Origin of the sequence: uncultured Roseibium sp. (genome assembly GCF_963675095.2) — a bacterium.
Lineage (GTDB): Bacteria > Pseudomonadota > Alphaproteobacteria > Rhizobiales > Stappiaceae > Roseibium.
The window spans coordinates 13,310-27,357 of the sequence record NZ_CAXXSJ010000012.1 but is presented as its reverse complement, the minus strand read 5'-3'; the positions used below and the strand labels follow the sequence as shown (position 1 = coordinate 27,357).

Annotated in this window: 11 protein-coding genes; 10 read left to right on the top strand and 1 reads right to left on the bottom strand. The window is 60.1% G+C overall.

Features of this window, described 5'->3' with window-relative positions; genetic code table 11:
- Positions 1-13: 13 nt before the first annotated feature.
- The 4 genes from lspA to ABIN98_RS04830 all read left to right on the top strand — a co-directional run bounded on the left by lspA (position 14) and on the right by ABIN98_RS04830 (position 4,316).
- A complete protein-coding gene (lspA, locus tag ABIN98_RS04845; protein ID WP_346907897.1) occupies positions 14-553 on the top strand; it encodes a signal peptidase II in 540 nt (179 codons plus the stop codon).
- A 100-nt stretch (positions 554-653) separates the two neighbouring features.
- Positions 654-1,346 carry a hypothetical protein gene (locus ABIN98_RS04840; protein ID WP_346907895.1) on the top strand — a complete coding sequence of 231 codons (693 nt, stop codon included), beginning with the start codon at positions 654-656 and terminating at the stop codon, positions 1,344-1,346.
- 225 nt (positions 1,347-1,571) lie between these two features.
- Positions 1,572-2,984 (top strand): M16 family metallopeptidase, encoded by a 1,413-nt coding sequence (locus ABIN98_RS04835; protein WP_394701432.1) that lies wholly within the window; start codon positions 1,572-1,574, stop codon positions 2,982-2,984.
- Between the two features lie 3 nt (positions 2,985-2,987).
- Positions 2,988-4,316, top strand: coding sequence for a pitrilysin family protein (locus ABIN98_RS04830; protein WP_346907891.1), 1,329 nt, complete (start codon positions 2,988-2,990; stop codon positions 4,314-4,316).
- 10 nt (positions 4,317-4,326) lie between these two features.
- Here ABIN98_RS04830 and ABIN98_RS04825 read toward each other — a convergent pair whose 3' ends face one another.
- Positions 4,327-5,889, bottom strand: coding sequence for an EAL domain-containing protein (locus ABIN98_RS04825; RefSeq protein ID WP_346907889.1), 1,563 nt, complete (start codon positions 5,887-5,889; stop codon positions 4,327-4,329).
- 358 nt (positions 5,890-6,247) lie between these two features.
- Between ABIN98_RS04825 and ABIN98_RS04820 the strand changes: the two genes are divergently transcribed.
- The 6 genes from ABIN98_RS04820 (at position 6,248) to ABIN98_RS04795 (ending at position 13,961) form a co-directional block, all read left to right on the top strand.
- Positions 6,248-6,997 carry a hypothetical protein gene (locus tag ABIN98_RS04820; protein ID WP_346907887.1) on the top strand — a complete coding sequence of 250 codons (750 nt, stop codon included), beginning with the start codon at positions 6,248-6,250 and terminating at the stop codon, positions 6,995-6,997.
- A 186-nt stretch (positions 6,998-7,183) separates the two neighbouring features.
- Entirely contained in the window at positions 7,184-8,665 is a 1,482-nt protein-coding gene (locus ABIN98_RS04815; protein WP_394701431.1) for a sigma-54 dependent transcriptional regulator, read from the top strand.
- Between the two features lie 117 nt (positions 8,666-8,782).
- Positions 8,783-9,352, top strand: a complete 570-nt coding sequence (locus ABIN98_RS04810) for a hypothetical protein (protein ID WP_346907883.1) — start codon at positions 8,783-8,785, stop codon at positions 9,350-9,352.
- A 287-nt stretch (positions 9,353-9,639) separates the two neighbouring features.
- Positions 9,640-9,927 carry a co-chaperone GroES gene (groES, locus tag ABIN98_RS04805; protein ID WP_346907881.1) on the top strand — a complete coding sequence of 96 codons (288 nt, stop codon included), beginning with the start codon at positions 9,640-9,642 and terminating at the stop codon, positions 9,925-9,927.
- 52 nt (positions 9,928-9,979) lie between these two features.
- Positions 9,980-11,623 (top strand): chaperonin GroEL, encoded by a 1,644-nt coding sequence (gene groL / locus ABIN98_RS04800; protein WP_346907880.1) that lies wholly within the window; start codon positions 9,980-9,982, stop codon positions 11,621-11,623.
- A gap of 541 nt (positions 11,624-12,164) precedes the next feature.
- Positions 12,165-13,961: an HTTM domain-containing protein gene (locus ABIN98_RS04795; RefSeq protein ID WP_346907878.1), complete on the top strand. Its 1,797-nt coding sequence runs from the start codon at positions 12,165-12,167 to the stop codon at positions 13,959-13,961.
- Positions 13,962-14,048 lie beyond the last annotated feature (87 nt).

Below are 14,048 nucleotides of genomic sequence, written 5' to 3'. Positions count from 1 at the left end.
AGTGGAACCGCCGATGAGAGATGGCGAAACCGCACAGAGCCCCTCGTCCTGGACTGCCCGCTGGCTCTGGGGGCGGCAGAGCGGTTTCGTTCTCGCCATCGCCTTTGCCGGACTGCTGCTGGACCAGGCGTCGAAGCTGTGGCTTCTCCATGGCTTCGGCCTCGCAGGACGCGGCCCCGTGCAGCTGCTTCCGGTTCTGGATCTCACCCTGGTGTGGAACAGGGGCATTTCCTATGGCCTGTTCCAGCAGGACAGCGAGGTCGGACGATGGGTCCTCGCCGTGGCAACCCTGATTGCCGCCATCGGCCTGTGGATCTGGTCGGTTCGCGCAGGTCACCGTTTCCTTGCCCTGGCATTGGCCCTGGTGATCAGCGGCGCGATCGGCAATGGCATCGACCGCCTTCTTTACGGCGCTGTCGTCGACTTCATCCATTTCCATGTCGGCGATTTCTCGTGGTACGTCTTTAACTTCGCCGACGTATGGATCGTTGCCGGAGTTTGCGGACTGCTGTATGACGGGTTGAAATCCGGTCCTAATTCAGCCGCAAAATAAGTCTTTATTGGGTGGACTGATCAGGAACTCAGGCTGAGTCCGGCTGCGCGCCCGAAGGTATGCGGCGGGAATCGCTTTGACGAAAACTAAGGAGTCTGCGGTGCTGCGGACCTATTTGAGAAAGCTTTCACGCCCGGTCGCCCTTCTGGCGTTTTCCGCGCTCGCCGCATGCCAGGCAGCCGATGGAACGACCCAGGCCCCGGATACGGCCATGGTCAGCGCGATCATGTCCGGGCTCGGCGCTGTCGACCCGAAGGCAAAGCCGATCGATTACAAGCCGCGTGCGCCGCTTGCCATGCCGGCTGAGCCGACCGCGTTGCCGAAACCGGAAACCAAGGTCGCCGGCTCGCAATCCCAAGACTGGCCAGCCGCTCAGGCGTCAGACGATTACGAAGCCGTGAAGGCGCTCTACGCACAAAAGAACGTTGGTGGACACGACGGCAACGAGAACACGCGGCTGACCCCGGAACAGGCCCGCGGGATCAATATCTACAATACCAAGCCGCGCGACTTTGCAGCCGAAAAACGTCAGAACGAGTTGGAAGACGGCGCCAGATTGACCCCGGAAGAAATGCGGGCGCAGGGCGCGGCAGCCGGCGATTTGAAGCAACGGGCGACCGGAGGCTCGCAGGATAAACTGGCCCGGCGGTACCTGATCGAGCCCCCGAGCGAATACAGCACGCCTGCCGAAGGGACGACTTTGCCCGAAGTTGTCGACGATGACGTCAAAAGGAATGCGTCCAGCGCGATCGCCTGCACCGGCGACAACCGCAACCTCAAGTGCAAGGATTAGAGCATCGGGCGATAACAGCGCCGGATTTCGGCGCTCCGTCAAGATGACCAATAATTAACGGGACCGACGCGGATCTCCACCCTATATGGGAAGGTGGAGTCTGTGCAGGTCCAAGCGAATCAAGGGCCTGCGGAACCGAGGAAGAACCCGGAGACGGATGTGCCCTGTTTCGAAAAACCAACCGTTCACAAGAAACCTACCCGCCTGACCCTTCCCGCGCTAGCGATGTGCCTGGCCGGCTTTCTAAGCGTTGCGCCCGGGATTTCCGCCTATGCCGCGGAGCCCGCGGCATCGGACCCGTCGGCGGGAATCTTGAAAATCGCGCCGAACCTCAGCCACTTCACGCTCGAAAACGGACTTGAGGTCGTGGTCATCCCCGACCACAGGGCGCCGGTGGTCACGCATATGATCTGGTACAAAACGGGCTCCGCCGACGAGCCGGAAGGCCAGTCCGGCGTGGCACACTTCCTTGAACATCTCATGTTCAAGGGTACGACCAAGCATCCTGACGGAGCCTTTTCCAAGATGGTTGCCGACATCGGAGGCCAGGAAAACGCATTCACCTCCACGGACTACACCGCCTATTTCCAGCGGGTGGCAAAGGAACATCTGCCCCTGATGATGGAAATGGAGGTGGACCGCATGGAAAACCTCCATCTGACCGATGACATGATCGGCTCGGAACGGGATGTGGTGCTGGAAGAGCGACGAATGCGGGTCGACAGCGAGCCCGCTTCGAAACTGCGCGAGACCATGAACGCGACCCTTTTCGTCAATCATCCCTACGGTTCGCCGGTAATCGGTTGGGAACACGAGATCCAGGCGCTCAACAGGACAGCGGTCATCGCCTTCTATGACCGCTTCTACACGCCGAACAACGCGGTGCTGGTGGTTGCCGGAGACGTGACGGCCGACGCGGTCCGGAAAATGGCCGAGGAAACCTACGGCAAGGTTGCCCGCCGTGCGGAACCGGGTGCCCGCGTCCGCCCCGCCGAACCGCCTCTGACGGGAGAACGCAGGATTTCGGTCTCCGATGCGCGCGTCCGCCAGGAAAGCCTGTCCCAGACATGGATTGTGCCGAGCCAGACGACCGGCGAAGGCCGTGTCCCCGTGTCCTTCGATGTTCTGTCCTACATTCTCGGCGGGGGGCCGACGAGCCGCCTCTATAAATCCGCCGTGCTTGGCAGCAAGATCGCCATCAATGCGGGAAGCTACTATCAGGGCGATGCGCTGGATCAGGGCAAGTTCGGGTTCTACGGCACACCTGCCCCAGGACATTCCCTTGGCGAACTCGAAACCCTGTTCACCGAAGAACTGAACAAGCTCATTGAAAACGGTGTCACCGAAGACGAACTGAAACGGGCCAAGCACAGCATGGTTGCCGACGCGATCTATGCCCAGGACAGCCAGTCGAGCCTTGCCCGGATATTCGGCAGCGCGCTGACGACAGGGCAGACCCTGGAAAACGTGCAAACCTGGCCACAACAGATTCAGAACGTCACCGCCCAGGACGTGCAGGATGCGGCCCGTACCTTCCTTTCGGGCCCGCCGGTAACGGGTCTGCTGAAGCACGCCGAACCGATCAAGGAAACCCGGACAGGGACTGCCGGCTCCGCAGAAGCGAAAGGAAAGTCCTGAACCATGCGTGCTCTTTTTGAAAAAAGCCTGGGTGTTCTGACTGCAGGTTGCCTGAGCCTGTTTGCCGCCTCCCTGGTCGTTCTGCCGGTACAGGCCGTCGAAATTCAAAAGGTCATCAGCCCGGGCGGCATCGAAGCCTGGCTGGTCGAGGACCACACGATCCCCCAGATTGCCGTGAATTTCTCGTTCAAGGGCGGCGCGGCCCAGGATCCGAAGGGCAAGGAAGGCCTGACCCGGCTCCTGGCGGCGACCATGGACGAAGGCGCGGGCGACCTCCCGTCGCAGGCCTTTCAGGCCCGTCTGGAGGAACTGGCCGTCAACATCAGCTTCGACACCGGAAAGGACCAGTTCTACGGCAATCTGCGCACGCTGACGCCGACGCGGGACGAAGCCTTCGACCTGCTGCATCTCGCGCTCACCAAGCCCCGGTTCGACACGGAAGCGGTCGAGCGAATGAAAGCGCAGCTGATTTCGAGTGCGAAACGCAACGCGGAAGATCCCAACGCGATCGCCGCCCTCAGCTTCACCGAGGCCGCCCTTGGCGACCATCCTTACGCGCGTCCGACCGGCGGCACCCCGGAAAGCCTCGAAACATTGTCGCCGGAAGACCTCGTAGAGCATCACAAACGGCTTGTCGCCCGGCCCGGACTGACGATCGGCGTGGTCGGCGCGATCGATGCGAAAACCCTGGCGCCTCTGCTTGATCGCGTGTTTGCGGGACTGCCGGAAGACAGCGACCTGTCACCGGTCCCGGAGGCAACGCCGAAGACCGGCCTGACCATTTCCAAGTCGCTGCAGGTTCCGCAAACGACCCTGATGTTCGGATTGCCGGGCCTGAAACGCGACGATCCGGATTACCAGGCCGCTTATGTGATGAACCATATTCTGGGCGGCGGAAGCTTCACATCCTGGCTCTATGAGGAAGTACGCGAAAAGCGCGGACTGGCCTATGGCGTCAATACGTCCGTTATCCCCTACGATCACATGGGACTGATCCTCGGATCGACAGCGACCCGCGCCGACCGGGCGGACGAAACCCTGAAAATCGTCCTGGAACAGGTAGACCGGATGGCCACCCAGGGACCGACGCAGGCGGAACTCGACAGCGCCAAGCGCTACCTGACCGGGTCCTATGCGCTCCGCTTCGATTCTTCGGGCAAGATCGCCAGCCAGCTCGTCGCTCTGCAGAATGCCGGCTTGGGGATCGACTACTTCGACCGCCGCAACAGCGAGATCGAAGCCGTCACGCTCGAGGATGTGAACCGGGTCGCGCAACGCCTGCTGGCCGGGAAGGAACCGACCGTCGTTTCGGTCGGGCCGGCGACCGACTAAGTAAAAAAGATCAGCCGGCTGCCCGCTGCTTGCGCGGCGCGGGAGCCGGCGCGCCCTGCAGGACTTCCGAGCGTACGGGGCGCGGCGGCGAGAACAGGTTGCCCTGGGCCAGCTTGACCTCGTAGTCGAGAAGTTCCAGCACCTGACTTTCGGTTTCCACGTGGTCGGTAATCAGCTCCATGCCATACCGATGAAGAAGATCGCCGAAATCCGACGGATGGATATGTCCGTGGTCTGTTGACCGGCGGCCGATCAGGAAGTCGGCTTGAAGCTTGGCGTATTTGAAGCCGCGCTGCGCGAGCGACTTGAAGTCCATCTTCATGTCGGTGATGCGGTCGATGGAGAAGTGGAAACCGATTTCCGCAAGCGCGTTCAGGCTCTCCATTTCCACGACGCCCATTCTGGACACATCGTCCTGAGAAAACTCGAAAATCAGAACATCGGCGATATTCTTGTTTGCGCTCGCGAAATCAAGGAACCCAGGGAAAAAGGTCTCGTCCACCAGGGATGAGGACGAAATATTGCAGAAAAGCGCGGCATTGCGGTTTCGGGACGTGAGGCGACGGATCACCTGGATCGACCGGAACAGCAGCAGATTGTCGATACGGGCAATCAGTCCAGCCCGAACCGCCTCGGGCAGGAAGGTGGCTGCCGGAACCAACTCGCCCTTCCCATCACGCAGTCTCGTAAAGGCCTCGTAATATTTCACCTGGCGCTGTGGTAGCGTCACGATCGGCTGCAAATGCAGTTCGACACGGTTCGCGTTCAACGCCGCGGTAATCAACTCCCGCATTGCCGGATCCGGCTGCGGCTCCGCCTTCCGGACGCCATCCGTTCCGAAATCGTCGCCGCCACCGAAAACACCGGAAGTTTCGGGAGTGTCGTACGGATCCTCTCCCTGAGGGAGATACGCCGAACGCGAGGCCGGTTCGTCCCGGCGAAAACCGGATGCGGCATCATGGTCCGAAGAGCCATACGGCCGTCCATAGTCTTCGCCCCTGGCGTAGTCGGAGGTACTGCCGTAGTCAGGCCCCCTGCCGTAATCAGTCGACCTCATCTCCGGTTCCGCTCGGGAATTCGGAGATCGATAAGGATCGTCCATAGGCGGAACACGCCGCACCGGGCTGGATGTCGCGCCCGGATCATAAGACGATACCGGAGTCCTATAGTTGGGTAGACCCGGCGCGGCAGGCGGCGGTGCCAGGCGTTGCTGATCATCGAAACGCGTTTCGAGGTCGGTCATGGCCTCTGCCATCTGCTTGACCAGAGAGCCCAGAACCTCCACTTCAGCGAACAGCGGATCGATTTCCTCGCGCGTCCGACGGGGGATGTTGCGCTCGACGCCGGTCAGGCGCCCTTCCAGATTGCCCACATCCTCATCGAGTTCCACCATCCGGTCTTCCAGACGATCCACGGTGTCGCTTACAGCGCTTCGGTCCGTCGCCCTGGCAATGAGCAGGTGGAACATGATCATCGTGCACATCAAGGCCAACGAGAGCGACACCGCTTCCCCGAACGGCCTACCGAACTGGAACACCAGCACAGCCGCAGCAGAAAGCGCAATCACGCTCATGCATATCGCTATGAATATGGTCGCCGTGCGGCCCATGTTCGCAAAACGCTCTCAACTCGAATCACAAATTCACCGTTAATCATGCCTTAAGAATTGGCCGCTTCCGAATCCGTTCCAGAGGCCATCGGGCGGATTCTCGCGGTTGTCCCCGATTAAGCGATCCGGTTTTCGGCAGATTGCGCATATTTACCCGTGATCCGCGGGGCGGATCGAAACAACCGAACTCATGAGCTGCCTTGTTTTTTTGCTTCCCTATCATCAATGTCTTGGCTAACCTTACGTAACGACATTTTCGATCCTGATTTCATACGTCATCGGAAGAATGCACGACTGATCAGAAAATGCAGGGGGGCAGACCATGACGACAGCCGGGCAACATTCCCGGCTTCCGCGGGAGAGCGAAAGCGAAACGGGCAGCCCCATATCTGCCGATCAACCGTCCGGCTTAACCGATCCGGCTCTGGTTTCCCGCGACGACGCGCGGCTGGCCCTGCACAAGGTGCTCACCAGCCCCGAATTCAACTCCGTCATTCAACTCCGCGCTTTCCTGAACTACGTGGTCTCCAAGGCGATCGAGGGCCGGCTTGACGAAATCAAGGGCTACACGATTGCGGTCGAAGCCCTCGGCCGGGACGTTTCCTTCAATCCGGTCACCGATCCGATTGTCAGGGTGGAAGCCGCCCGATTGAGGCGTCGGCTCACAAAATATTATGCGGGCAGCGGTTTACATGACCCGATCGTGATTTCGATCCCCAAGGGGAGTTATGTGCCGGTCTTCGAATTGAGGGCGAACGGCCCCGGGTCGACTGTCCCCTCGCCCGATAAGATCGCGGAACCAAGTGGGCAGCCTTGCGAAAATCCAAACCGGATCCCCCCCATCACCGGACAGATCCTTACCTATGCGGACAGCCCGGTTGCGAAGACACCACCCGAAACGGCCGCTTCCGAAATCCTGACCGGGACGGATTCCTTCGAAAATCAGCCGCCGACTTCTGCCGAAGCGACCACGATCTTGGGAAATATTCCGAACAAAATCAGGCTTCCCGTCGCAATTTGCATCCTGCTTCTTTCTTTTATTGCCGGCTATGCCCTTTGCACGGTTCTATGAGGCAAGCCCTCGTTAATCCGGGCCATTCTTGCTGAATTGACTGCGGGGCCCCCGCCGGTCCGGCACTATCCTGTATCGTTCTCCCTCCATGACAACGCTTTGTTTACCCTGTTCGTAGAAACATTCATCAGGTGATCAGTTCGATCCATGTCGAACCCTGCTTGAAATGATGGGGGATGCCCAGCGATGGGGAGTAATGAGGGTCTCACCGGACCCGTTATGGTACGCGTTCTTGACGCTTCGATCTCCGAAGCCACTCGCACCGCCGCGGTTTGTGCAAAACTGGCTGCTCCATGCGCGCAACCCGCGCTTTATACAAATCCGGACTCCTGTCTTGGAGAGCTTGCCGATAAGACGACCGACATCCTGATCCTGGACCTGGAAACAATCGGTGGTGAAGACGTCCTGGAATCTTTTGCGGTGCGCTGCCCCAAAACTGTTCTGGTCGCCGTCTCTTCGAAAGGCTCCGTGTCACGTGCCGTCAATGCGATGCGCGCCGGCGCGCATGATTTCCTGACCAAACCGTTCTCCCTGGACGCACTGGCTTCAAAAATCAATTTCCAGCTGGACCAGCGGGACCCGCGTCCCTGGGCTGAAACCGCCGTTTGTGCCGACGACCACACCATCGCCGCTGCGCCCGACTTGAGCGCGCCGATCATTGCCCCCGCCGCACACACCCGAGGTCTTGAAAAGCTGATTGGAAACTCGGCGCCGATGCTTGCCGTGTTCGATCAGGTGAAACGGATGGCGCCTTCGCAGGCCCCCGTTTTCATTACCGGGGAATCCGGAACCGGCAAGGAGCTGTGTGCCAGTGCCATCCACACGCTCTCCGACAGGAACAACAAGCCGTTTGTCACCATCAATTGCGCGGCCATTCCGCGAGACCTGATCGAAAGCGAAATTTTCGGCTACATGCGCGGTGCCTTTACCGGAGCGACCGAAAGCCGACCGGGCGCGGCCGAACAGGCGGATGGCGGGACCCTGTTTCTCGACGAGATCGGCGAAATGGACCTGCTGCTTCAGAGCAAGCTGCTGCGGTTCCTGCAGACCGGGACGTTTCAGCGCCTCGGCGACACAGCCAGCCGCCAGGTGGATGCGCGCATCATCTGCGCGACCAACCGCGACCCTCTCGCCGAAATTACCGCTGGCCGGTTCCGCGAGGACCTCTACTACCGGCTTCATGTCCTACCGGTCCAGCTTCCGCCCCTGCGCGAACGCCGTGATGACATCCTCCCGCTCGCCCAGACCTTCCTGGATCGGTTTTCCGCGGAAGAACGTCGCGGTTTCAAGGGCTTCGACGCTGACGCGGAAGCAAAGCTGCTGACCTACCCCTGGCCGGGCAACGTGCGCCAGCTTGAGAACACAATCCGCCAGATCGTCGTGATGAACGACGGAGCCGCCGTCACCCTGGATATGCTGCCGATGCTGATCCGCGACCCTTCCGGACGCGGGCACACGATCGTCGACCTGTCGCGGGAACGGGCGCGGGCGGCTGCGCCAAGCCGGGCCTTCGGCGCCATCGAACCGCTCTGGGCGCAGGAACGGCGGATCATCGAGGATGCCCTGGACGCCTTCGACGGCAATATTGCCATGGCGGCAGCGGCGCTTGAAATCAGCCCGTCGACAATCTATCGCAAGCGTCAATCCTGGACGGGGCGAAGCCTTTAGCCGGTTTCGCGTTTACCGCACTGCACGCAAATCCTTGTGTCTTGGCCAAAGGCGGTCTATATCGGCTGAAAAGCAGCTGAAAAAACAATGCTGTTGGGCTGGCTCAGGGGTAAGTAAATGCAAAACGGTTTCTTTGCACGGCAAGCGGTAAGGGGCGCGCTATTCCTGGCCGCGACGACGCTTTCCTGTGCATCTATCGCTCAGACAGGTACACCGGACTTTCCAAAACCGGAAGGCGCGCTTGCCGATAGTCTGGCCGCGCTCTCCGATGCCTGGAATACTTCCGGACTTGCCTTCACGGTGGCGGCCTTTGCCGAAGCGCCCGCAGCCGGATACGGACAGTACACGCCGCGCGCCAGCGCGTCCTTTGCCGCCGATGAGCCGCTCACGGTTTATGCAGAACCGGTCGGCTACGGATTTTCCTCGTCGGATGCCAGTTACAGCTATTCCCTTCAGGCAAGCTACCGCCTCTTGAATACGACCGGACAGGTTCTTGCATCCCAGGAGGGGTTCGCGGATTTCTCGGGCACGACCCGGTCCGCCAAACGGGAACTGTCGGCCTCCCTGTCGTTCCAGTTCAGCGGCCTGCCGGCCGGCAAATACACGCTGGAAACGACGTTCGCCGACAAGATCGGCGGAAAATCGGGAACGATCTCCCTCCCCTTCACCATTTCCACCAGCCAATAAGCCCTGCCGGGGAGCGGACGCGCACAGGCGAAGCGACCCGGCGGCGGACGCCTGATCGGTTAATGACGGTTAACCTGTCGTTTTCATCGGTTTCACAGGCGAGTTTTCTCCCGACCGACCATTGACAAGCCCCGGCGGCGGACCTAAATCGTCGCTTGTTAGCACTCGCCCGATGGGAGTGCTAGCAGACGCCGCGCCCGAGGGCCGGTGTCTTTATAAGACCCTTAAGTTCATGCCAGCACGCTGCCGTTAAGTGTGGGGCGTGCCCCATGAGAGGAAAAAGCCAAATGACATTTCGTCCGCTGCACGACCGTGTCGTTGTCCGCCGTGTCGGTTCCGAAGAAAAGACCGCTGGCGGCATCATTATCCCGGATACCGCCAAGGAAAAGCCGCAGGAAGGCGAAGTCGTTGCCGTTGGCAATGGCGCTCGCGACGAATCCGGCAAGGTGGTCGCTCTCGATGTGAAGGCCGGCGACCGTGTTCTGTTCGGCAAGTGGTCCGGCACCGAAGTCAAGATCGACGGTGAAGATCTCTTGATCATGAAGGAATCCGACATCATGGGCGTGATCTCCTAACCGGAGCCCCCTGATTTCATCCGATATTCCAAATAAAAAGTGAGACGGAAAAATGGCTGCGAAGGAAGTTAAATTCTCCTCTGATGCCCGCGAGAAAATGCTCCGCGGCGTCGACACCCTTGCAAACGCTGTAAAAGTGACCCTCGGCCCGAAAGGCCGCAACGTGGTCCTCGACAAGGCTTTCGGCGCACCGCGCATCACCAAGGACGGTGTTTCGGTCGCCAAGGAAATCGAACTGGAAGACAAGTTCGAGAACATGGGCGCCCAGATGGTGCGCGAAGTGGCTTCCAAGACCAACGACATCGCTGGCGACGGCACCACGACCGCAACCGTCCTGGCTCAGTCCATCGTCAAGGAAGGTGCCAAGGCTGTTGCCGCCGGCATGAACCCGATGGATCTGAAGCGCGGCGTCGACATGGCCGCTCTGGAAGCCGTCAAGTACCTGGAAAGCGCTTCCAAGACCATCACCACCTCTGAAGAAGTGGCTCAGGTCGGTACCATCTCCGCAAACGGCGACACGCAGGTCGGCAAGGACATTGCCGAAGCCATGCAGAAGGTCGGCAACGAAGGTGTCATCACCGTCGAAGAAGCCAAGTCGCTGGAAACCGAACTCGAAGTCGTTGAAGGCATGCAGTTCGACCGCGGCTACCTGTCGCCGTACTTCGTCACCAACGCCGAAAAGATGCTGGCCGATCTGGAAAAGCCGTACATTCTCCTTCACGAGAAGAAGCTTTCCAACCTGCAGGCCATGCTGCCGATCCTGGAAGCCGTGGTTCAGTCTTCCCGTCCGCTGCTGATCATCGCTGAAGACGTCGAAGGCGAAGCTCTTGCGACCCTCGTCGTCAACAAGCTGCGTGGCGGCCTGAAGATTGCCGCTGTCAAGGCTCCGGGCTTCGGCGACCGCCGCAAGGCCATGCTGGAAGACATCGCGATCCTGACCGGCGGTACCGTGATCTCCGAAGATCTCGGCATCAAACTGGAAAACGTTACCCTCGACATGCTCGGCACCGCCGAGAAGGTGTCCATCACCAAGGAAAACACCACGATCGTCGATGGTGCAGGCTCCAAGGACGACATCCAGGGCCGCGTGAGCCAGATCAAGGCTCAGATCGAGGAAACCACTTCCGATTACGACCGCGAAAAGCTGCAGGAACGTCTTGCCAAGCTGGCAGGCGGCGTCGCAGTCATCCGCGTCGGCGGTGCGACCGAAATCGAAGTTAAGGAAAAGAAGGATCGCGTCGACGACGCCCTGAACGCAACCCGCGCTGCGGTTGAAGAAGGCATCGTTCCGGGTGGTGGCACTGCTCTGCTTCGCGCCAAGGCGGCCGTTTCCAAGCTGACCTCCGACAACCCGGACATCATGGCTGGCATCAAGATCGTGCTCCGCGCTCTGGAAGCTCCGATCCGCCAGATCGCCGAAAACTCCGGCGTTGAAGGTTCGATCGTCGTCGGCAAGATCCTGGAAAACGACGACATCACGTTCGGCTTCAACGCCCAGAGCGAAGAATTCGTCAACATGATCGAAGCTGGCATCATCGACCCGACCAAGGTCGTGCGCACCGCGCTTCAGGACGCTGCTTCCGTCGCAGGCCTGCTGATCACCACCGAAGCCATGGTTGCCGAGCTTCCGAAAAAGGACGCACCGGCCATGCCGGGTGGCGGCGACATGGGCGGCATGGGCGGCATGGGCTTCTAAGAAGCCCCGCTCAAAAGCTTACGGAAAGGGCGGTCCTCGGGCCGCCCTTTTTGCATGTCGGCTCGCCGCCTATCATCCCGTCTAGCGCAGCTGTGCTGCGCGGGGGGCGGCATGGGCGGTATGGGCTTCTAAGAAGCCCCGCTCAAAAGCTTACGGAAAGGGCGGTCCTCGGGCCGCCCTTTTTGCATGTCGGCTCGCCGCCCATCATCCTGTCTAGCGCAGCTGTGCTGCGCGGGGGGCGGCATGGGCTTCTAAGATACCCCGCTCAAAAGCTTACGAAAAGGACGGTCCTCGGGCCGCCCTTTTTGCATTCCGGCGACCCCGCCCATCATTTTGGTTTGCGCAGCTGTGCTGCGCGGGGGCGGTATGGGCTTCTAAGAAGCCCCGCTCAAAAGCTTACGGAAAGGGCGGTCCTCGGGCCGCCCTTTTTTACGTCTCGCGGTCTCTGCGGGAGGGAAGATATTGTTAACCATCAGCCCTCAAGCTTAATTGCGGCACAGCGCCGCTATAACGGATAACAAGGCCCACCGGCTTTTTGACCATGCACAGACGTTGGATTGAATGGACACCGGCCCGGACACTCTTCGGGATCGATCTGCGAACCCTGGCCCTGTTCAGGGTGCTGCTGGGGTTCTATGTCCTGTTCGATCTCCTTCTGCGCGCCCGTGACCTGACCGCCCATTACACCGATCAGGGCATCATGCCCCGCGCGGTTCAGATCGATCAGCTGAATTCCGGTTCCTGGTCCCTTCATCTTGCGAACGGTCCCGCCTTTTTCCAGGGCCTGCTTTTCGTCATTGCCGCGCTGGCGGCCATCGGGCTGATCCTCGGATGGCGCACGCGGCTGATGACCGCACTTTCCTGGGTACTGCTTCTGTCCGTCCAGAACAGAAACATCTTCATCCTGTCGGGCGAGGACAATCTCGCGCTTCTGTTGATGTTCTGGGCCATGTTCCTGCCGCTCGGCGCCCGTTATTCGCTGGATCGTGCCTTGAGCCGAACTCCGGACTACACGGATAACGCTTATTTCTCCGTTGCAACGCTCGCCCTGCTTATCCAGGGCATGTCGATGTATTTCTTCAGTGCCCTTCTGAAAACCCACCCGATCTGGGTGTCTGAGGGCAACGCGGTCTATTACGCGCTTCAACTTGACTACCTGGTGACGCCATTTTCGCTGTGGTTCCGCCAGTTCCAGGGCGCGATGACGGGCCTGACCTACTACGTCTATGGGCTGGAACTGATCGGACCGTTCCTGATCTTTTCGCCGATATTCCACCGCACGTTCCGGACGCTCATCATGGTCGCCTTCATGACCATGCATCTCGCCTTCTGTTTGTTTCTTGAGATCGGGCTCTTTCCCTACATCTCCATCGTCATGAACCTCACCTTCATGCCTTCCTGGATGTGGGATGCGATCGCCGGACGCTTCTTCCGCAAGCCCTCTCCGGCCATCATCCTGTGGTACGATAAGGGCTGCACCTTCTGCGAAAAGACATGTCGTATCCTCCGGGTGTTTCTGCTTCTGCCCGAGGCTACTACTCGCCCCGCACAGGAGGATCCGGAGATCGGGGCCGAACTGACGGCGCGCAATTCATGGGTCGTGACGATCGGCGATGACCGGTTCTTCAAGGCAGGCGGGCTGATCGCGCTCCTGTCCGCATCCCGGGTGTTCCGGCCTCTGGCAATGATCCTGAGCTTTGCGCCGTTTCGAAGGCTCGGCGACCGCTGTTATGACTTGGTCGGCCGGCACCGGAGCGGATTTTCGCGCCTTACCACACGGCTTTTGCCATGGCGGGAGAGAACCGTCCGGATCGGATTGCCGACCCAGGTACTGGCGGCCGTTTTCCTCGGGTTCATCACCGTCCAGAATATCTCGACGCTACCGGCCAGCCCCTTTTCGCTGCCCAACGCCTTCATCAACCCGCGCCAGGCTTTGGGCCTCTATCAGAACTGGACCATGTTCGCTCCCTATCCGGAGATGAACAGCCCCTGGCCGGTCATTCCGGGCGAGCTGGAGGACGGAAGCCAAGTGGACGTCTATAACGGCAGGATCGGCCCCGCCGTCTTCCAGAAGCCCGACGTCGTCTCGAGGGTCTATGCCAATTACCGCTGGCGGAAATTCCTGTCCAATCTGGAAGACAATTCCTATGAGGACGGTCCGCAGATCCTTGCTCTGAATTACGCACGGTTCCTGTGCCGGAACTGGTCCGAGGAACATCCGGACCTGCCCGCCCTTTCCACCTTCAAGATTTACTTTCAGGTGGAAGAGACACCGCCTCCGGGGGGCAGCAAGACGCCGAAACCGCGGCTGGTCTGGAGCCACAACTGTTTCGGCTGATGACGGCAAATAGCCTTCGCGTAGGCAGTCCAGGACCAATTCCCCGCCGACCGGCCTCCAAGCTATCCCCGCAGATATAAAAAGGGC

Coding starts and splice junctions, on each gene's coding strand:
- lspA (WP_346907897.1), top strand. CDS start 14: ATGAGAGATGGCGAAACCGCACAGAGCCCCTCGTCCTGGACTGCCCGC.
- ABIN98_RS04835 (WP_394701432.1), top strand. CDS start 1,572: ATGTGCCTGGCCGGCTTTCTAAGCGTTGCGCCCGGGATTTCCGCCTAT.
- ABIN98_RS04830 (WP_346907891.1), top strand. CDS start 2,988: ATGCGTGCTCTTTTTGAAAAAAGCCTGGGTGTTCTGACTGCAGGTTGC.
- ABIN98_RS04825 (WP_346907889.1), bottom strand. CDS start 5,889: ATGAGCGTGATTGCGCTTTCTGCTGCGGCTGTGCTGGTGTTCCAGTTC.
- ABIN98_RS04820 (WP_346907887.1), top strand. CDS start 6,248: ATGACGACAGCCGGGCAACATTCCCGGCTTCCGCGGGAGAGCGAAAGC.
- ABIN98_RS04815 (WP_394701431.1), top strand. CDS start 7,184: ATGGGGAGTAATGAGGGTCTCACCGGACCCGTTATGGTACGCGTTCTT.
- ABIN98_RS04810 (WP_346907883.1), top strand. CDS start 8,783: ATGCAAAACGGTTTCTTTGCACGGCAAGCGGTAAGGGGCGCGCTATTC.
- groES (WP_346907881.1), top strand. CDS start 9,640: ATGACATTTCGTCCGCTGCACGACCGTGTCGTTGTCCGCCGTGTCGGT.
- groL (WP_346907880.1), top strand. CDS start 9,980: ATGGCTGCGAAGGAAGTTAAATTCTCCTCTGATGCCCGCGAGAAAATG.
- ABIN98_RS04795 (WP_346907878.1), top strand. CDS start 12,165: ATGCACAGACGTTGGATTGAATGGACACCGGCCCGGACACTCTTCGGG.